Raw genomic sequence first — 18356 nt, forward strand, 5'->3', positions numbered from 1 at the left:
AATAAGAAGTTAGAGGTTAGAAATTAGATAGTAGACTTATATGGTTTTAAATCTAGCTTCTAGCTTCTACTATCTAACATCTAAATATTTATGTCAGATTGGATAAAAGCCGCGAGGCTAAGAACTTTACCGCTTTCCTTAAGTGGAATTATAATGGGAGCCTTCATTGCAAAATGGAGACTTTACGGAGAAGGAGGTACCTGGGACTGGAAAATTTTTGCTCTGGCGATTCTGGTTACGCTTTTATATCAGATTTTATCAAACTACGCCAATGACTACGGTGATGGTGTAAAAGGAACTGATGCCAAAAGAATAAATGAAGCAGAATCCAGAGCTGTAGCTTCAGGAAAAATTACAGCAAAACAAATGAAAAATGCCGTGATTCTTTTCTCAGTATTATCCTTTATTGCAACAATTACCTTGTTGTATATTGCTTTCATTCCGGATTATATGAATGAATTCTATATTTTCATAGGATTGGGAGTGGCCTGTATTTTGGCTGCAATTGGCTATACAGTCGGGAAAAAGCCTTACGGATATATGGGATTGGGAGACCTTTTCGTATTTATATTTTTTGGTTTGGTTTCGGTTTGTGGGAGTTATTTTCTGTTCACAAAAACTTTCAGCTGGGATATGCTTCTACCCGGAACTGCGGTAGGAATGATGAGCATGGCAGTTCTTAATCTCAACAATATGAGAGATATAGAAAGTGACAGGCTGTCGGGGAAAAACAGCTTTGCATTGAGGATTGGCTTCAAAAATGCAATGATTTATGAAATGGTCCTTTTACAGTTTCCTTTGATTTTAATTCTTATATTCTTAGGGCTTAATGGTTTCATACAGTCTCAAAATTATTACGTTTTCATTGTGATGATCTTACTGATTCCATTTGCTAAGCTCAGAAGGAAAATTATGTCTGTAAAAGAGCCTAAAGACTTAGATCCATTTTTAAAACAGGTGGGTATTCTTACCTTTACAATGGCAGTTCTTACAGCAATTGGACTTAATTTTTTTAAATAAATAAAATGACCATATTATGAGTTCAAATACCTATGTTGAAGCTCAAATGCTTATCAGAAAACCGGTTGAAGATGTTTTTGAAGCATTTATCAACCCTGAAATAACCACTAATTTCTGGTTTACAAAATCTGCCGGAAGACTGGAGGAGGGTAAAACGATTACCTGGGAGTGGGAAATGTATGGCGCAAAATCTGAAGTAAAAGTTCATCAGATTATTCCAAACCAACTAATAAAAACAGAGTGGGGAGATCCGTCAGTACATGTAGATTATGAATTCAAACAAATGGAGAAAGGAACTCTTGTTGTTATTAAAAGCTATGGGTTCAGCCAGACGGGTGAAGACCTTTTAAAAGTAATTAATGATAATACTGGCGGTTTTACGACAGTTTTAGATGGTTGTAAGGCATATCTTGAACATGGAATTAATTTAAGATTGATTGAGGATAAATTTCCACAGAAATAATCTGACATAACCTTTGCAGAGTATTAACACCTTTGCGAATTTAAAAAACATTTAGTTTATTAAAAATCTTAGCATTCTTTGCGTTTAAATAAAACACAAATAACACCAATGTTTACACAAATTTTCACTAATATTTTATAGTGTTATTCGTGGAAAATATTTGAGCTATTTGTGTTTAAATGTTTAAAAATTAATTAATAAATCAATTAAAATGAAAATACAATTTTTAGGACAAAACTGTTTTTTGTTTACTTACAAAGACAAAACAATTTTAAGTGATCCTTTTTACAATTACAAAAAAGCAGAATCCGGCTTTGATATAGCAGCTCAGAAGATCGATTATATCTTATTGACCCATGCTCACGGTGATCATATTGCCGATGTGGAAGAAGTGTTGCAGTTTCATCCGGAAGCAACAGTTATTGCTGTGCCTGAAATTTGTGCCTACTTCAAAACCGCAAAAAATAAAGATGACGTGAACTTAGGAGGATCAGCAAAGATCGATGATCTTAAAATTTCCATGGTACCGGCTCATCATACAAGTTCATTCCCGGATGGAAGCTATGGAGGCGTTCCTGTAGGGTATATTTTCAGACTTCCTGAAGGTAAGAACATTTATTTGGCCGGAGATACGGGAGTAATGGCTGATATGGAGCTGTTTCCAAGGCTTTTCGGGAATATTGACCTTTCTATCCTTCCTATCGGAAGCCACTACACCATGTGCCCAAGAAAAGCATCTTTTGCAGCTGCAGAATTACTCAAGACTCCGAAAGTGATCGGTTGCCACTTCGATACATTCCCGGCCATTGAGATCAATCATGAAAGTGCATTAAAGCATTTTGCCGATAAAAATGTAGAACTGGTTCTTCCTAAATTAGGAGAGGAGTTTGAATTTTAAATAAAAATGAAGGGTAATCTGGAAATTAGAATGGAAATGTTGAAAAGTATAGAAACAAAAAAAGATAATCTTCCAATTACCTTACTTCAACTTAAATCAAAAAAAAATGGCAAGCTACCTAAATCACACCGCTACGACCAATTACCTTTGCTGCGTTCCCGCCCTGGAGGGTTCTCAGGAGCTGGTTGTTTAGGACTTGCCGTTGCAAAGGTAGGAATAATTTATAAACTTCAAAACATAATTAAAGAAAATTAGTTGAAAAAATGCAGTAACAAGGCTAAACAGCTGGAATTTAGTGTAATAATTTTTCAACTTTTTCTAAAAAATCTAACATGACGAAAAGTCCATCAACATTAGGAATTATACTTTTTATCGCTACAATGATCATCTTTTTTGTAGCTTATTATTTTTTATCAGGAATCAATTACTTTGACATCTCCCTGAAAATCAATGCATTTATTCTGCCTATTTTATATGCAGGCGGTGCCTTTTGGTCCGTAAAATCTTTCTGGAACAAAAATAGAGTTGTAAGTTTTAAAGATGCGTTCTCAAGAGCATTCGTTCCGATGTTTATCGGGGGAATTCTTTCTATTTTCAGCATTTATGCGTTCCTTAATTTCGTAGATCCTGATGCTAAAAAATTGCTTAATTATCAGTATGTGCAGAGACAGAAGACGGAATTAGATACTGAATATCAGTCTGCAAGAAAGATCATGAAACACCAGAAAGACATTGACGAATTAGATAAAAAATACCAAGATAGGCTTCCAAGCTTTTCTCCTGAAGCTATTAAAGGAAAAGATATGCTTACCGCAAGTCATTTTTCAGGATATTTTGCAGCAATTCTTATATTTTACGTAGTTTTGTCAGTGTTTTTTGGAGCGTTTTTCAGAACAAGAACTGTGTACCAGGAAACAGAAAATCAAGAATAATTTTTATTAAAAAATGAATTTATCTATAGTTATTCCGTTATTAAACGAAGAAGACTCTTTGGAAGAACTTTTTTCAAGGATTGATAACGTCTGTTACTCCAACGGCTTATCCTATGAAATCTGGTTTGTAGATGACGGAAGTACGGATCTGTCATGGAGTATCATCGAAAATATGAAAGTTCAGCATCCTCAGATCCACGCAATAAAATTTTCCAGGAATTACGGAAAATCTCAGGCTCTTCATGCTGCTTTTGAAAGAACAAACGGAGAAGTGGTAATTACCATGGATGCTGATTTACAGGATTTTCCGGAAGAAATCCCTGAGCTTTACAAAATGGTGACCGAGGACAATTATGATATCGTTTCGGGCTGGAAAAAGAAACGTTTTGATAACGTAATGACGAAAAATGTTCCGTCAAAACTCTTCAATGCAGCGGCAAGAAAAGTATCCGGAGTTTATCTTCATGACTTCAACTGCGGGCTGAAGGCTTATAAAAAGCAGGTGGTAAAATCAATCGATGTGTATGGAGATATGCACCGTTATATTCCGGTATTAGCTGCGAATGCAGGATTCAGAAGAATTACAGAAAAAGAGGTACAGCATCAGGCAAGACCTTACGGAACTTCAAAATTCGGAACGGAAAGATTTATCAGAGGTTTTCTGGATTTAGTAACCCTTTGGTTTGTAAGCCGTTTCGGAGGAAGGCCTATGCATTTTTTCGGGGCGGTAGGAACAGTCATGTTTATTGTAGGATTTCTTTCTGCACTTTGGCTGGGAATTTCAAAACTGATTGATGTGGCAAGAGGAATTTACGGACATCTGATTACCAACAATCCGTGGTTTTTTATAGCTCTGACGATGATGATTATGGGAACACTGCTTTTTATAGCCGGATTCTTAGGAGAAATGATTATCAGGACCAACAGGGAACATAAGAATTATAATATTGATGAAGTAATTTAATACGGATATACCATCATTATATAAAGTCCCCGGAAGCTCATACTTTCGGGGATTTTTTTATTACAGATTTCGATAAATAATATTCAAACTAACATATCATAAATCGGCTTTATTGAAAATAAATTTCAGACACATTTGAAAAGATCAACATGTCAAAAAATGTAAAATATTAGCAGTAAACGTAATTATAGAATCATTTCTGAAGTTATTTTTCTTTATATTTGTGTGTAATTTATAAAATTGATAACACAGCAAAACAAGCCGGCAAAATTATTTTAATCAGTTTCTCCTTTCTTTTATTGTCTTCCTGCAAACCGTCCAGGCTTCTGGGATCCTGGGAATTCATAGAAATATATGATGGTATGTTGATAAAAGTTGATACCCTCAAGTCAAAAGAAAACAATTCCAGTCATGGAACAGGAACTCTCATTCTTCGTAGAGACGGTTCCTTTACTTCAATGGAAACAGGAGGAAATTACCAGAAGAAAGATAAAATTCTGAAAATAAAATACCCTGACCTGGATATTGTTGCCATGAATATTTCTGACCTGAGCACGAATTATCTGTTGCTGTCAACGGGAAAAACCCCAAAACATGGTTTTACAAAAAAAATAAAATATACAGATCTTCATAATGAACTCAAAAAGCTGTCTGAACTGTGGCCATAGGATCTCCGGTGAGTTTTGCCCTCATTGCGGACAGAAAGCCGATACTTCAAGAATTACTCCGCAATCATTGATCAGGAATGATATCCTGGGTTTGATCTGGCATATTGAAACAAGATTTTTCAATACTGTAAAAGATATCCTGTTCAGGCCCGGAAAAACGGCAATGGAATATATTTCGGGAAAAAGAATCAGGTACTATAATTTTCTTTCACTGCTGCTGATTCTTTTCAGTTTCAATGTGTTGGGGCTTCATTGGTATGAAAAATTTGCTTCCACAGAATCACTGGCTGAAACTTCGGAAATAAAAACTTTTTTCTCCAAATATTCCAAAACAATTCTTTTTGTGATTATTCCCATATTGGCAATTAATGCATGGTTTATTTTCAAAAGAATAAAATTGAATATTGCCGAGCATTTTATCATCGCAACAGTAAGCCTGTTAGGAATTTTAATCATATTTTTGTTTAATGATATGGTAAGTCTTATGGGTCTGTGGAAACCTGCAGCGAAGATTTTCGGTATTTTAGACAAGGCTTCATTTGTTCTTTTCATTCTCTTCCCGGCAGTTACGTATTGGAATGCATTTAAAAAATCATACTCAAAACCAGGTCTGCTTTGGAGAGTATCAGTATTGTATGTTCTGATGGGAATAGAAAGCCTTGCCATAATTACAGTTTTATATAGAATATTTTAATTTGAATATGAAAAAAATATTGTACGCATCCCTGCTTGTAGCGGCGGTTTCCTGTGGAAAAGTTTCTCCGAAAGGAAATATTGAAAGAAAAAATGTGGATGTTTCAGAATTTGTGAACCTGGATCTGGAAGGAAAATTCCGTGTATTTTATGCCAGAGGAGCTAAGAATTTTGTAGAGATAGAGACTTATCCCAATGTAGCCAATAATCTGGATGTAGATGTTAAAGACAAAACTCTTGTTATCAAAGAAAAAAGAGGAACAAAAGGGGTAGATTTCTATAATGTGACCATCTATTCAAAATATAACCTTGAAAAAGTTTCAGTTGCAGATTCTGTAGAAATGAATATTTCAAGCGAAATTAAGACCGATAATTTTAGGCTTAATTTAAAAAATTATGCTACTTTTATGGGTTCAGTGAACACGAGAAGAGCAGAAGTAGATATGCAGAACAGAAGTAGAGCCAACTTTTTGGGACTTACCAAAAATGCGGTGATAAAAATCTCGGATACAGCAAGCCTGATCGCGCCGTACTGGAAAATAGAAAACCTGAATATCGATTCTAAAAACGGAAACTATGCAGAAGTTAATGTAAAAGATTCTTTAAAAGGACATATTCAGAACACAGCAAAATTTATCTACTATAATGACCCGATTCGCGCATTTAAAATTGATAAGACGACTCGTGTTGAGAATAAAAAATTGGAATAATTTGGAGGTGGAAAAACTCCCAAACTTCAAATTGGAACTTTACAAACTATAAAAGAGCAAAATACACATATGACAACATTAGAAAAAGCGAAACTTTGGTTAAGTGATACATTCGATAAAGAAACAAGAGACGCTGTACAGGTATTGATCGACAGCAATTCTCCGGATCTGGAAGACTCTTTCTACAGAGAGCTCGAATTCGGTACAGGAGGAATGAGAGGTGTCATGGGAGTAGGAACCAACCGCTTGAATAAATATACATTAGGTCAGGCTACACAGGGATTGGCCAATTATATGCTTCAGCAGTTTAAAGGAGAAGAAATCAAAGTAGCTATTGCTTACGACGTTCGCCATAATTCAAAAGAATTCGGAAAACTGGTTGCTGATGTTTTAACAGCAAACGGAATTAAAGTGCTTCTTTTCAAAGATCACAGACCAACACCGGAGTTGTCTTTCACTGTAAGAGACAAAAAATGTAACGGAGGAATTGTATTAACAGCATCTCATAACCCGCCTGAATACAACGGTTACAAAGTATATTGGAACGATGGTGCACAAATTGTTCCGCCACATGATGAAGCGATTATCAATGAAGTATATTCTGTGAAATTCGACGAAATTAAATTCAACGGAAATGATGATCTGATCGAATGGATCGGAGAAGAGCAGGATGATGTTTATATTGATGCCTGTATTGAAAACTCAACCTATCAGAACGTAGGAAAAGAGAACTTAAATATCGTTTTCACCTCTATCCATGGGACAACTTATACTACGGTTCCAAAGGCTTTGGAAAAAGCAGGATTTAAAAAAATAGATCTGGTAAAAGAACAGATGATCCCGAGCGGAAATTTCACCACGGTAGAATCTCCAAATCCTGAAGAACCTGCGGCACTGGAAATGGCTATGGACCTGGCAAGAATTACCAATGCAGACATCGTTATCGGAACAGACCCGGATGGCGACAGATTAGGAATTGCCGTAAGAAACCTTGATGGCGAAATGCAGCTTCTGAATGGTAATCAAACAAATACGATCCTTACTTATTATATTTTAAATGAATGGAGAAAGCAGGAAAGGATCACAGGGAAAGAATTCATAGGATCTACGATTGTTACTTCAGATATTTTCTTTGACATTGCACAGAAATTCGGAGTTGACTGTAAAGTTGGACTTACAGGATTCAAATGGATCGGAAAAATGATCCGTGAAGCAGAAGGAAGTGAGAAATTTATCTGCGGTGGTGAAGAAAGTTTCGGTTTCATGACCGGAGATTTTGTCCGCGATAAAGATTCTTGTGGAAGTATTGTTCTGGCCTGTGAAATTGCTGCATGGTGTAAAGCTAACGGGAAAACAATGTACCAATACATGATCGAGATCTATCAGGATCTGGGAATGTATTACGAAGGATTGGTGAACATCGTGAGAAAAGGAAAAGAAGGAGCTGAAGAGATTCAGAATATGATGAAAAACTTCCGCGAACACCCACCGAAAGAGCTGGCAGGATCATTAGTAGAAGAAGTGAAGGATTTTAAAGAACAGACCAGTTTCTCCGTTTCCAAGAACGAAACCAAAGTAATGAATGACATTCCAAAATCGAATGTATTGATTTATTACACTGAGGACGGAACTAAAGTCTGTGTAAGACCTTCAGGAACAGAACCGAAAATTAAATTCTACATTTCTGTAAAAGATACGGTTACTTCTGAGGCTGATTTTAAAGATAAATTAAAATCATTAGAAGCAAAAATAGATAAAGTAAGAAAAGATCTGAAGCTGGAGTAGTACCAGTAAGTCAAATAGAGGAGAGGATTAATTTGAGAAGAGAATATTAGTAAATTTAAATAAATATAAAGTGAAAGTTTCAAAATTAGCGGCGAACCTGATTGGTTCCGAAATCGTAAAAATTGGTAATGAAGTAAATGATTTAAAAGCAAAAGGAGCGGAAATTGCCAATCTTACTATTGGTGACCTGAATTCTAATCTCTATCCTATTCCGGCATTGCTGAAGGAAGAGATCCAGAAAGCATATCAGAACAATCTGACAAATTATCCGCCGGCCAACGGACTTTTATCTTTAAGAAAAGAAGTTTCCAAAGACTTAAAAAACAGATGGAACCTGGATTATTCACCGAACGATATTTTAATCACTGCAGGATCAAGACCGTTGATTTATGCGGTGTATAAAACAATTGTAGATGAAGGTGATAAAGTTGTATATCCTACACCATCCTGGAACAACAACCATTATGCTTACCTTACTTCTGCAGAGGCGGTAGAAGTAAAGACCACTCCTGAAAATAACTTCCTTCCTACAGCAGACGATCTTAGACCACACTTAGATGGTGCAGTTCTTTTAGCGCTGTGTTCACCGCTGAATCCTACAGGAACAATGTTTACAAAGGAACAGCTTTCAGATATCTGCGAACTGGTTCTTGAAGAAAACAAAAAAAGAGGCGAGAATGAAAAACCATTGTACCTGATGTATGATCAGATCTATTCTAATCTTACTTTCGGTGCACAGCATGTAGATCCGGTTTCTCTTTTCCCTGAGCTGAAAGAATATACCATTTATATCGACGGTATTTCTAAATGCCTTGCTGCAACTGGAGTACGTGTAGGGTGGGGATTCGGTCCTGCTCATATTTTAGATAAAATGAAAGCCCTGTTAACACACGTTGGGGCCTGGGCACCGAAGCCTGAACAGGAAGCTACCGCAAAATTTTTTGAAAACCCTGATAATGTAAATGTTTTCGTAGAAGATTTCAAAGGAAAACTGGAAGAAAGCCTAAAAGTTCTTCACGGTGGAATTCAGGATTTAAAAGGAAAAGGATTAGCTGTAGAAAGTATCGAACCGATGGGAGCACTGTATCTTACGATCAGGTTAGATTATATTGGAAAAACAAAGCCGGACAGATCTGTTATTGAAAACTCTTCTGACCTGGTATTCTACTTAATTAATGATGCCGGAGTTGCTTTAGTTCCATTCTCAGCATTTGGAGAAGCAAAATCTGAGCCTTGGTTCCGTGCTTCCGTAGGAGGTTTAGCGGTTGACGAGATCAAAGTAATGCTTCCGAAGCTTGAAAATGCTTTGAATGCTTTAAAATAATTGATTTACATAATTATCCCATAAAACTTCTTTATAATAAAAACTCGTAGGATAATTTTGTAGTTTTGAATAAGATTGTTCATATTTAATGGGTTGATAATCGATTAAATAGGATTGTTTTTACCATATGAACAATCTTTTCTTTTTATATACACAGGTAGATAAAATTCTATACTTTGCTGTAGAATTTGACTTTACAAAAATGATAAAGTTTTAGCCGTCTATTACGGTTACAACAAAATAATACAATGATGAAAAAAATTAGATTGCTACTAGTACCAGTCTCTATACTGGTATGTTCCCAAGAAAAAGACAGTCTGAGAGCTGAAAACCCTCCAGAGTCTCAGATTTACAACTTAAAAGACGGTTCAGTAAGGACTTATTCCAAGCCCAGACTTTTAGATTTTGTAACCAAGCTTCCGCGAAATTTTATTAATACCAATAAAAATTTTATAGCCAAAGACCATGCATATTATTTAGGCGGGGCAGTTGCAGCTACCCTTATTCTTTTGCCTTTTGATCAAAAATTAATTGATAACTCCAGAGAGTTGGGGCAAAATTGGGGCATGAATGTAGACAATACTTACCATAAAGCTGCAGGATTGTTAAGAATACCAAAAGATGTAGGGTCAGCGTTGTATTTGTTGGGAAATGGGTCCACAATTGTATTGCTAGGGATTGGGTTTGGAACATTTGGATTAATAAATAAGGACTACAGAGCTCAGGCTACAGCCAGCGGGCTGATGGAAAGCCTGATACTTTCCGGAGTCTTTTCCCAGACTATAAAAAGAATTACAGGACGGGAAAGCCCGTTTATTGCTATAGAAAATGGTAATCCGGGCGGAAACTGGACTCCTTTTCCCAGCTTTTCAGCATTTGCAAGTCAGACACCCCATTATGATGCCATGCCTTCCGGACATTTAACGACTTTTATGGCAGGCCTGACTGTAATTGCAGACAATTATCCTGATGCAAAATGGATAAGGCCGGTAGGATATATCCTGGCCGGGGCTTTATGCTTTCAGATGATGCAGAGCCAGGTCCATTGGGCTTCAGATTATCCTGTAGCTTTACTGATGGGGTATTTTATAGGAAAAACAATTGCTAAAAGCCGATATACAGAGTCAAGAACAGGTGCTGAAAAAATGAAGTACAAAATAGACTTAGCAGCATCCCGTACTATGGGATATAATCTGGTAGGCGTAAAAATTTCCTTTTAGCCTATGAAAAAGTATATCTTATATGTATTAATTTACATGTGTCCATTTTTAATAATGGCAAAAGACTCGTTGGTGGTGATAGAACCTGAAAAGCAGAATGAAAGAAAATTTCCATATAAACAGCTAATTGTACCTGTTGGTCTGGTGGCAGCTGGAGCTATTCTAAAAATTCCATCCATAGAGGATAACCTTCAAGAAAATTCCAGGAAACTGTTTGGGGAAAAGCCTAACATTAGAGTTGATGATTATATACAGTATGCTCCGGCAGTACTTATTTTTGCAGGAGGTTCCCTTGGGTTTAAATCCCGACATACTTATAAGCAAATGGCAGCTAATGTTGCTGTTTCATCTGCCATTACAGGAAGTATTATCTATATCAGTAAAACGGGTTTTGGAAGTTTAAGACCGGATGGTTCGTCAAATAATTCATTTCCCTCCGGGCATTCAGCTTTGGCATTTAACCTTGCCACGTTGCAGTTTTTAGAATATAAGGATGCCAATATTTGGTATGCCTCCTCAGGGTACGTATTTGCAGTGGCTACGGCAGTGATGAGAGTAGGCAATAACAGACATTGGTGTGGAGATGTGCTCAAGGGTGCAGGACTAGGGATTGGTATAGCTGTTTTAGTAAATTATTGGAATCCACTTTCAAAATTCACTGCTGCGAAGATTTCCGGTAAACAGATATCAGTAAGGGCATATCCAGTGATAAGTCAAAATACGTATGGTGCCGGGGTCACAATTGATATCGATCATCCGCATTTATAGGAAAACTATATGGTTTATGATGATGGATAAAATGTTTTTATTATTTTTGATCAAAAATAGGAAGAGGTTCTATTATTTGTTATATCTACTTAATTTATGTCTCTCATTCAATGAAAATTATTGCCGTTATTCCTGCCCGTTACGAAGCAAGCCGTTTTCCGGCAAAGCTGATGCAAATGTTAGGTGAAAAAACAGTCATCATGACAACCTATCAAAATGTTGAGGAAACAGGACTGTTTGATGAAGTATTTGTGGCTACGGATTCAGAAATTATATTTGATGAAATCTTGAAAAACGGAGGGAAAGCCGTCATGACCGGTCAGCATGAAACCGGTAGCGACCGTATTGCAGAAGCCGTACAGAACATCGACTGCGATATCGTGATCAACGTTCAGGGCGATGAACCTTTCCTTAAATTGGAGCCTTTAAAACAGCTTATCAATGTTTTTAAAGAAGACGATAACCAGGAAATTTCGTTGGCTTCGTTGAAAATAAAACTGACGGAAAAAGAAGAAATTGAAAATCCGAATAATGTAAAAGTCATTACAGATAATAACGGGTTTGCCCTCTATTTCAGCCGTTCTGTGATTCCTTTTCACAGGGAGGTTTCTTATGATATAAGCTACTTCAAGCATATTGGAGTGTACGCTTTCAGAAAGCATGCCTTGCTTCAGTTTTCCAAGCTGGAAATGAAGCCTCTTGAAATATCAGAAAAGATCGAATGCATCCGTTATCTTGAATATGGAATGAGAATTAAGCTAATAGAAACCAATTTTATTGGGGTAGGAATTGATACACCTGAAGATCTGGAGAAAGCCAGACAGTTAATTTGAAAATGCTGTAAGTAAGAAGATAAGTCCGTTCAGCTTTCGCTTTCTTTGCTTTTTCGCCCAATTCCCCTTATATTTGAATGAATTTATAAGCTATAAGTGAGGATTTTATTTTTAATATCATTATTATTTTACTGTTCAAATCTGAAATGCCAGAATTTGAATAATAAAAAATTCTATGCCCAAGTTAATCATAGCAGCAAAGCAACAACAACTGGAGCTATTGATATCTATACTTTTCTTGTGCTGGAATTTAAAAACAATAAAATATATCCTTCGGATCTGGTTATACCATTTCAAAAGCAGAGTATAAAAAAACCTGTGAATTATAGATTTGAAAATAAAATATTATATCTTGCAAAACCATTAGATTTTAAAGAAGATCTCGGAACCGTTTTTACTTATACCAATGGAAATCTGGTACCCAAAAAGAAACGGAATGAGCCGGAATTTGTCTTCAAACCTTCTTTAGATAGCTATTTTAAAAGAAATAAATGAAAAAAATAATATACTTAGTCCTTTTAACGCTTGCCACTTCATTGTACTCTCAGACGGCAAAAGAAATTATTGACAAAAATATTGAACTGTCCGGAGGGTTAACAAATTGGAAGCTCTTGAATTCAGTATTGCTGCAGGGAAAAGTGATCTTGGGGATCAAAGATGAATATCCAATCAAAATTTATCAGCAGCGTCCTAATCTTACTAAAACATTGATTAGCATTAACGGTAAAGAAACAGCGATAGAAGGCTTTGACGGAACTAAAGGATATGCTATGAATTATGCAGCCAACAAACTTCAGGTGTACCCTGAATATGTACCTGAAAGCTTTGATAATGATTTCATTGACTGGGAAAATAAAGGTTTTGATGCCAAATATCTGGGAAAAGAAAAAGTAGGTGAGATTTACTGCCACAAAGTAGAGCTTACCAAAAATGTCAATAAGAACATCTATTATTTTGATGTAAAAACGTATATGCTTTTAAAAGAAATCAAGAAAGATGAAACGTTAGTATATGCGGATTATAAGAAAGTAGGAAACCTTTCAATGCCTTTTAGGATTGAATCTTCAAGTACTAAAAAGGATGGAGATTTCGTTATGATCTTAAACAGGATAGATGTTAATAAAGTTTTCCCGGCCAATACATTTAGATTTTAATTAAAAGAAAAATAATTACGGCAAAACTGCCAACTAAAATAGATAAGAATGAAAAAGATTTTCTTATTGCTGCTTTCTTTTGTGGCATTTTTACAGAGCTGTACCAATCAGAAAAGTGAAATTTCTCAAGCTAAAACCAAAGAACTTATGGGAAAAACAATATATGATTTCAAAGTTGAAAGCCTTGATGGCAAAGAGATCAACTTTGCAGATTTTAAAGGAAAAAAGATCCTTATTGTCAATACAGCATCAGAATGCGGATTTACACCACAGTATGCAGATCTGGAGAAAGTGTATGAAGAATACAAAGACAAACTGGTTATTGTAGGATTTCCTGCCAATAATTTTGGAGGCCAGGAGCCCGGAACCAATACCGAGATCGGCGCTTTCTGCCAGAAAAATTACGGAGTAACTTTTCCTTTGGCGGCTAAAGTTTCTGTAAAAGGAGATGATACAGCTCCTATCTTTAAATATTTAACGGAAAAAGATTTAAACGGGGTAAAAAATACCACCATCCTTTGGAACTTCACGAAATTCCTGCTCGATGAAAACGGAAAATTAATTGATACTTTCATAAGTACTACAAAACCTACAGACGATGCTATCACGAAGCATTTGAAGTAAGATAGATTATAAAAACAACACTTCGGCTCCGCTTAGTGTGACAGCTTAGAAAAATACAGATAGTATTAGAAATGTCACGCTGAGCGGAGTCGAAGCGTTTATCATTCAAGTTGTCTGCTTCTAGTCGTTGCTTTTCTCAGCAAAACAGAAAATATTTCCAAGCTTAATACTGGAATATCCATTGCTCTTTATTTTGGAAGAATTAATCATAGCTTTCGCTAAAATATCTGTAGGCAAAGGTTTCTGACTTTCCAGCAGTCCCAGCTTATTGGCAAATTTTATAATTCTGCTCCCCAAAACTTCTCCGGTTCTTTCAGAATCTTTTCTTTCCAGCATTCCAGGTTTGAAAATGGTGATCTTATTAAAATGAAGCTGTTTCACAGCCTCTTCCAGTTCACCTTTCATTTTGGAATAGAAGATTTTAGACGCCGGGTTTGCTCCATAGGCCGAAACCAGCACATAATCTTCTACATCATTTTCCTTCGCTGCCTTGGCAAATTCATACTGATAATCGAAATCTACTTTTCTTTGGGCTTCCTTACTTCCGGCATCTTTCAGCGTCGTTCCCAGGCATGAGAATGCAATGTCGCCTTTCACTTTATCTTTCCATTCTTCCGGCTTTTCAAAATTAACCACGTGAACTTTCAGCTTGTCATTCTGGATATCCACAGGCTTTCTTACAAAGATATCGACTTCCTCAAACTCTTTGTCGTTGAGAAGCTGTTTCACCAGATCCTTTCCTGTAGCGCCCGTTGCGCCGATGACCAAAGCTTTCATAATAATTGTGATTTAATTATAGATAGTATTTTCTTTCTTAAATTTACTACATTTGAAATTAATAACAATAATCATTAATCACTTATCATTTATAAAAATTCATGGATGCCAACGAAATTCTAGACTATTGCCTTGCCAAAAAAGGAGTTACAGAAACTTTTCCTTTCGATAATGAAACCCTGGTGATGAAAGTAGGAACAAAAATGTTTTTATTAATGGGTCTTGAAAGACAACCATTGGGGATCAACGTAAAAACCGATCCTGAATGGAGTGCAGAACTTCGTGAACAGCATCCGCAGATCACAGGTGCATTTCACATGAATAAAACCCATTGGAATTCCGTACAGTTGGATGGTTTAAGAAGAGATCTTATTTATAAATTAATAGACCAGTCTTATGAATTGGTTTTTAATTCATTAACGAAAAAAGCAAAAGAAGAGATTATAAATAGTTAGAATTGAAACTCTCGGGTCAATCTTTTATCTTCATCCAACCTTTCAATCAGTTTTTCAAGACCTTCAAACTTGATCTCATCATGAAGAAAATCTCTGAACCTTACCGTGATCTTTTCATTATAAATATCGTTATCAAAGTCAAGGATATACACTTCAACGGTTAATTTTTCCCCGTTCACAGTAGGATTGGTACCAATGCTGAGCATTCCTTTATATTGCCGGCCTTTTACTTCAGTTTCTACAATATAAGCTCCTTTTTTAGGAAGAAGTTTAATAGATTCAGCATCAATATTGGCTGTAGGATAGCCGATTGTTCTTCCAATCTTTTTCCCGTGAACAACAGTCCCAGAAACAGAGTAGGAGTAACCGAGCATTTCATTGGCTTCTTTAATATTTCCTGTCAGGAGAGCATTACGTACCTTCGTGGAGCTGATATTATTTTCGTGGATATTGATTGCTTCCATCTGTTCAACAACAAAATCCAGTTCTTTGGAAAGCTTTTGAAGGAGCTCAAAATTTCCGCTCTTATTTTTCCCGAATGAATGGTCGTAACCTATAATAAGATATTTTACATTCAGTTTGTCAATAAGGATCTGGCGTACAAACTCTTCTCCCGTAAGGTTTCTGAATTCTTCATCAAATTCTTTCAAAAACAAATGATTGATTCCGTATTTTTCGATCAGCTCTTTCTTTTCATCCAGTGTATTCAGAAGCTTAAGATCTTCATTCGGGTTAAAAACAAAACGCGGATGCGGCCAAAAAGTAAGGATAGCTGTTTCCAGATTATTCTCTGTACCCACATTAATCAGTTCATCGATGATACTTTTGTGCCCCAGATGTACTCCGTCAAACATTCCCAGAGACAATGCTAAAGGTTTTTGGGAGGAATAATCTTTAAAATTCTTGAAAACTTTCAAAACGGAAAAAATTTGACTGCAAATATATACATAATGTAACAATGTATCAATATAACAATGTACCAATATTTTTTGCGGAAAAATAATTGCTAGACTGGTAAATTGTTATATTGGTACATTAACAAAAAAGTATGATAAAAATCTTTTTTTTACCAATTGTAGGTTTATGAAGAATCATTATATTTGCACCAAGAAAAAATTTAGCAATGGCAAACCAAATTAAAGGTAAAATTTCTCAAATTATTGGTCCGGTAATCGACGTTGTCTTCACAGATGTGGAAGCAATTCCAAGTATTTATGACGCGTTAGAAATTACAAAAGGAAACGGTGAAAAAGTAGTCTTAGAAGTAGAGCAGCATATTGGTGAAGATACAGTAAGATGTATTGCAATGGATGCTACAGACGGTCTTCAGAGAGGGCAGGAAGTAATCGGATACGGAAATCCTATTACAATGCCAATTGGTGAAGCTGTGAACGGAAGACTATTCAACGTTGTTGGGGATGCTATCGACGGACTTCAAAATATTTCTAAAGAAGGTGGTCTGCCAATTCACAGACCAGCTCCAAAATTTGATCAACTTTCAACTTCTGCAGAAGTTTTATTTACAGGTATTAAAGTAATCGACCTTATCGAGCCTTATGCAAAAGGAGGTAAGATTGGATTGTTCGGTGGTGCCGGTGTAGGTAAAACAGTATTGATCCAGGAGTTGATTAACAATATTGCAAAAGGACACGGAGGTCTTTCAGTTTTTGCCGGAGTAGGTGAAAGAACGAGAGAAGGAAATGATCTTTTGAGAGAGATGCTTGAATCAGGAATTATCAAATATGGTGATGATTTCATGCACTCTATGGAAAATGGAGGTTGGGATCTTTCTAAAGTAGATATGGAAGCTATGAAAGATTCTAAAGCTGCATTCGTTTTCGGACAGATGAACGAGCCGCCAGGTGCAAGAGCTAGAGTAGCACTTTCTGGTCTTACATTGGCCGAGTACTACAGAGATGGTGGTGAAACCGGACAAGGTAGAGACGTACTTTTCTTCGTAGATAACATCTTCCGTTTTACACAGGCTGGTTCTGAGGTATCTGCACTTCTTGGTCGTATGCCTTCAGCGGTAGGTTACCAACCAACTCTTGCTTCTGAAATGGGTGCGATGCAGGAAAGAATTACTTCTACTAAAAATGGTTCAATTACTTCAGTACAGGCGGTTTACGTACCTGCGGATGACTTAACTGACCCGGCTCCTGCAACTACGTTTGCTCACTTGGATGCAACTACGGTACTAGACAGAAAAATTGCTTCATTAGGTATTTATCCTGCTGTGGATCCATTGGCTTCTACGTCAAGAATCCTTGCTCCGGAAATTATCGGTGAAGAACACTATGACTGTGCTCAGAGAGTAAAAGAAATTCTTCAGAGATACAAAGCGCTTCAGGATATCATCGCGATTCTTGGTATGGAAGAACTTTCTGAAGAAGACAAATCAGTAGTTTACCGTGCCAGAAAAGTTCAGAGATTCTTATCTCAGCCTTTCCACGTAGCTGAACAGTTTACAGGTATTCCGGGATCATTGGTAGACATCAAAGATACTATCAAAGGATTCAACATGATTATGGATGGTGAACTAGACCATTTACCGGAAGCTGCTTTCAACCTGAAAGGAACTATCGAGGAAGCTATCGAGGCTGGACAAAAAATGTTAGCTGAAAACGCGTAATTAAATTAGACATTAAGATATCAGATTATAGACATGAGACTTTAATGTCTGAAATCTGAAGTCTGAAATCTTCAAATCTAAATTAAAATGAATATAAAAATTTTAACACCAGAATACGTAGTTTTTGAAGGAGAAGTAGATTCTGTATTGTTGCCGGGAAAAAGTGGTGAATTCCACATTATGAAAAACCACGCAGCAATCGTTTCTTCTTTAATCGGAGGTAAAGTAAAGCTTTTCACATCTTCAGTGGGTGAGGCTTACGCTAAAAACTTTACTAAAGAAAATGAGAAAGACTCTGTTTTTTCTTACCCTATCAAAAGCGGTGTTGTAGAATTTAATCATGATAAAGGAATCATCCTTTGTGAATAATTAAATGAAAAGCTAAATATATTTTCAAGAAAGTGTAACTTTGGTTACACTTTTTTTATGTTGTGTA

Annotated in this window: 21 protein-coding genes and 1 other RNA gene; 19 read left to right on the forward strand and 3 right to left on the reverse strand. The window is 36.3% G+C overall.

Translation table 11 applies throughout. From position 1 onward, the window contains the following. Nucleotides 1-90: 90 nt before the first annotated feature. The 3 genes from menA (at nucleotide 91) to ACMGDK_RS01830 (ending at nucleotide 2381) form a co-directional block, all read left to right on the forward strand. Nucleotides 91-1020, forward strand: coding sequence for a 1,4-dihydroxy-2-naphthoate octaprenyltransferase (menA, locus tag ACMGDK_RS01820; RefSeq protein WP_436806352.1), 930 nt, complete (start codon nucleotides 91-93; stop codon nucleotides 1018-1020). Nucleotides 1021-1036: 16 nt separating this feature from the next. Beyond that, complete coding sequence (locus tag ACMGDK_RS01825) at nucleotides 1037-1483, forward strand: SRPBCC family protein (RefSeq protein ID WP_436806353.1); 447 nt, start codon at nucleotides 1037-1039, stop codon at nucleotides 1481-1483. 211 nt (nucleotides 1484-1694) lie between these two features. Then, a complete protein-coding gene (locus ACMGDK_RS01830; protein ID WP_436806354.1) occupies nucleotides 1695-2381 on the forward strand; it encodes a metal-dependent hydrolase in 687 nt (228 codons plus the stop codon). 104 nt (nucleotides 2382-2485) lie between these two features. Here ACMGDK_RS01830 and ffs read toward each other — a convergent pair. Then, nucleotides 2486-2583: signal recognition particle sRNA small type (gene ffs, locus ACMGDK_RS01835), an RNA gene on the reverse strand. A gap of 130 nt (nucleotides 2584-2713) precedes the next feature. Here ffs and ACMGDK_RS01840 point away from each other — a divergent pair. From ACMGDK_RS01840 to ACMGDK_RS01900, 13 genes are all read left to right on the forward strand, one after another. After that, entirely contained in the window at nucleotides 2714-3313 is a 600-nt protein-coding gene (locus ACMGDK_RS01840) for a DUF4199 domain-containing protein (protein ID WP_436806355.1), read from the forward strand. A 13-nt stretch (nucleotides 3314-3326) separates the two neighbouring features. Then, entirely contained in the window at nucleotides 3327-4277 is a 951-nt protein-coding gene (locus tag ACMGDK_RS01845) for a glycosyltransferase family 2 protein (protein ID WP_436806356.1), read from the forward strand. A 362-nt stretch (nucleotides 4278-4639) separates the two neighbouring features. Next, nucleotides 4640-4945, forward strand: a complete 306-nt coding sequence (locus tag ACMGDK_RS01850) for a hypothetical protein (protein WP_436806357.1) — start codon at nucleotides 4640-4642, stop codon at nucleotides 4943-4945. Beyond that, on the forward strand, nucleotides 4911-5639 hold the full coding sequence (locus ACMGDK_RS01855) for a DUF3667 domain-containing protein (protein WP_436806358.1): 729 nt from the start codon (nucleotides 4911-4913) through the stop codon (nucleotides 5637-5639). Before ACMGDK_RS01850 ends, ACMGDK_RS01855 begins: the two co-directional genes overlap by 35 nt. A 7-nt stretch (nucleotides 5640-5646) precedes the next feature. After that, nucleotides 5647-6348 carry a GIN domain-containing protein gene (locus ACMGDK_RS01860; protein WP_436806359.1) on the forward strand — a complete coding sequence of 234 codons (702 nt, stop codon included), beginning with the start codon at nucleotides 5647-5649 and terminating at the stop codon, nucleotides 6346-6348. 69 nt (nucleotides 6349-6417) lie between these two features. After that, complete coding sequence (locus tag ACMGDK_RS01865) at nucleotides 6418-8133, forward strand: phospho-sugar mutase (protein ID WP_436806360.1); 1716 nt, start codon at nucleotides 6418-6420, stop codon at nucleotides 8131-8133. A 70-nt stretch (nucleotides 8134-8203) separates the two neighbouring features. Further along, nucleotides 8204-9457 (forward strand): pyridoxal phosphate-dependent aminotransferase, encoded by a 1254-nt coding sequence (locus ACMGDK_RS01870; protein ID WP_436806361.1) that lies wholly within the window; start codon nucleotides 8204-8206, stop codon nucleotides 9455-9457. Nucleotides 9458-9705: 248 nt separating this feature from the next. Further along, nucleotides 9706-10677: a phosphatase PAP2 family protein gene (locus ACMGDK_RS01875; protein ID WP_436806362.1), complete on the forward strand. Its 972-nt coding sequence runs from the start codon at nucleotides 9706-9708 to the stop codon at nucleotides 10675-10677. Nucleotides 10678-10731: 54 nt separating this feature from the next. Further along, on the forward strand, nucleotides 10732-11445 hold the full coding sequence (locus ACMGDK_RS01880; protein ID WP_436806363.1) for a phosphatase PAP2 family protein: 714 nt from the start codon (nucleotides 10732-10734) through the stop codon (nucleotides 11443-11445). 110 nt (nucleotides 11446-11555) lie between these two features. After that, a complete protein-coding gene (kdsB, locus tag ACMGDK_RS01885) occupies nucleotides 11556-12278 on the forward strand; it encodes a 3-deoxy-manno-octulosonate cytidylyltransferase (protein WP_436806364.1) in 723 nt (240 codons plus the stop codon). Nucleotides 12279-12434: 156 nt separating this feature from the next. Next, nucleotides 12435-12773: a hypothetical protein gene (locus ACMGDK_RS01890; RefSeq protein WP_436806365.1), complete on the forward strand. Its 339-nt coding sequence runs from the start codon at nucleotides 12435-12437 to the stop codon at nucleotides 12771-12773. Next, complete coding sequence (locus ACMGDK_RS01895) at nucleotides 12770-13432, forward strand: histidine kinase (protein ID WP_436806366.1); 663 nt, start codon at nucleotides 12770-12772, stop codon at nucleotides 13430-13432. Before ACMGDK_RS01890 ends, ACMGDK_RS01895 begins: the two co-directional genes overlap by 4 nt. Before the next feature lie 48 nt (nucleotides 13433-13480). Then, on the forward strand, nucleotides 13481-14056 hold the full coding sequence (locus ACMGDK_RS01900; RefSeq protein ID WP_436806367.1) for a glutathione peroxidase: 576 nt from the start codon (nucleotides 13481-13483) through the stop codon (nucleotides 14054-14056). 120 nt (nucleotides 14057-14176) lie between these two features. Here the strand turns inward: ACMGDK_RS01900 and ACMGDK_RS01905 are convergent, their stop codons facing one another. Then, a complete protein-coding gene (locus tag ACMGDK_RS01905; RefSeq protein WP_436806368.1) occupies nucleotides 14177-14833 on the reverse strand; it encodes an NAD(P)H-binding protein in 657 nt (218 codons plus the stop codon). 101 nt (nucleotides 14834-14934) lie between these two features. Between ACMGDK_RS01905 and ACMGDK_RS01910 the strand changes: the two genes are divergently transcribed. Beyond that, nucleotides 14935-15288, forward strand: a complete 354-nt coding sequence (locus ACMGDK_RS01910; RefSeq protein ID WP_436806369.1) for an MmcQ/YjbR family DNA-binding protein — start codon at nucleotides 14935-14937, stop codon at nucleotides 15286-15288. Here ACMGDK_RS01910 and ACMGDK_RS01915 read toward each other — a convergent pair. Next, on the reverse strand, nucleotides 15285-16205 hold the full coding sequence (locus ACMGDK_RS01915) for a bifunctional riboflavin kinase/FAD synthetase (RefSeq protein ID WP_436806370.1): 921 nt from the start codon (nucleotides 16203-16205) through the stop codon (nucleotides 15285-15287). The genes ACMGDK_RS01910 and ACMGDK_RS01915 overlap by 4 nt on opposite strands. Before the next feature lie 206 nt (nucleotides 16206-16411). Here ACMGDK_RS01915 and atpD point away from each other — a divergent pair, with 206 nt between their 5' ends. Together atpD and ACMGDK_RS01925 are read left to right on the forward strand one after the other, a co-directional pair. After that, the gene (gene atpD, locus ACMGDK_RS01920; RefSeq protein WP_436806371.1) at nucleotides 16412-17920 is read left to right on the forward strand and encodes a F0F1 ATP synthase subunit beta; all 1509 of its coding nucleotides are present in this window, start codon (nucleotides 16412-16414) and stop codon (nucleotides 17918-17920) included. A gap of 87 nt (nucleotides 17921-18007) precedes the next feature. Then, nucleotides 18008-18289: a FoF1 ATP synthase subunit delta/epsilon gene (locus ACMGDK_RS01925; protein ID WP_111957931.1), complete on the forward strand. Its 282-nt coding sequence runs from the start codon at nucleotides 18008-18010 to the stop codon at nucleotides 18287-18289. Nucleotides 18290-18356: the final 67 nt, after the last annotated feature.

Source organism: Chryseobacterium hilariae, from assembly GCF_051400735.1.
Lineage (GTDB): Bacteria > Bacteroidota > Bacteroidia > Flavobacteriales > Weeksellaceae > Chryseobacterium.

Coding starts and splice junctions, on each gene's coding strand:
- menA (WP_436806352.1), top strand. CDS start 91: ATGTCAGATTGGATAAAAGCCGCGAGGCTAAGAACTTTACCGCTTTCC.
- ACMGDK_RS01825 (WP_436806353.1), top strand. CDS start 1,037: ATGAGTTCAAATACCTATGTTGAAGCTCAAATGCTTATCAGAAAACCG.
- ACMGDK_RS01830 (WP_436806354.1), top strand. CDS start 1,695: ATGAAAATACAATTTTTAGGACAAAACTGTTTTTTGTTTACTTACAAA.
- ACMGDK_RS01840 (WP_436806355.1), top strand. CDS start 2,714: ATGACGAAAAGTCCATCAACATTAGGAATTATACTTTTTATCGCTACA.
- ACMGDK_RS01845 (WP_436806356.1), top strand. CDS start 3,327: ATGAATTTATCTATAGTTATTCCGTTATTAAACGAAGAAGACTCTTTG.
- ACMGDK_RS01850 (WP_436806357.1), top strand. CDS start 4,640: ATGTTGATAAAAGTTGATACCCTCAAGTCAAAAGAAAACAATTCCAGT.
- ACMGDK_RS01855 (WP_436806358.1), top strand. CDS start 4,911: ATGAACTCAAAAAGCTGTCTGAACTGTGGCCATAGGATCTCCGGTGAG.
- ACMGDK_RS01860 (WP_436806359.1), top strand. CDS start 5,647: ATGAAAAAAATATTGTACGCATCCCTGCTTGTAGCGGCGGTTTCCTGT.
- ACMGDK_RS01865 (WP_436806360.1), top strand. CDS start 6,418: ATGACAACATTAGAAAAAGCGAAACTTTGGTTAAGTGATACATTCGAT.
- ACMGDK_RS01875 (WP_436806362.1), top strand. CDS start 9,706: ATGATGAAAAAAATTAGATTGCTACTAGTACCAGTCTCTATACTGGTA.
- ACMGDK_RS01880 (WP_436806363.1), top strand. CDS start 10,732: ATGGCAAAAGACTCGTTGGTGGTGATAGAACCTGAAAAGCAGAATGAA.
- kdsB (WP_436806364.1), top strand. CDS start 11,556: ATGAAAATTATTGCCGTTATTCCTGCCCGTTACGAAGCAAGCCGTTTT.
- ACMGDK_RS01895 (WP_436806366.1), top strand. CDS start 12,770: ATGAAAAAAATAATATACTTAGTCCTTTTAACGCTTGCCACTTCATTG.
- ACMGDK_RS01900 (WP_436806367.1), top strand. CDS start 13,481: ATGAAAAAGATTTTCTTATTGCTGCTTTCTTTTGTGGCATTTTTACAG.
- ACMGDK_RS01905 (WP_436806368.1), bottom strand. CDS start 14,833: ATGAAAGCTTTGGTCATCGGCGCAACGGGCGCTACAGGAAAGGATCTG.
- ACMGDK_RS01910 (WP_436806369.1), top strand. CDS start 14,935: ATGGATGCCAACGAAATTCTAGACTATTGCCTTGCCAAAAAAGGAGTT.
- atpD (WP_436806371.1), top strand. CDS start 16,412: ATGGCAAACCAAATTAAAGGTAAAATTTCTCAAATTATTGGTCCGGTA.
- ACMGDK_RS01925 (WP_111957931.1), top strand. CDS start 18,008: ATGAATATAAAAATTTTAACACCAGAATACGTAGTTTTTGAAGGAGAA.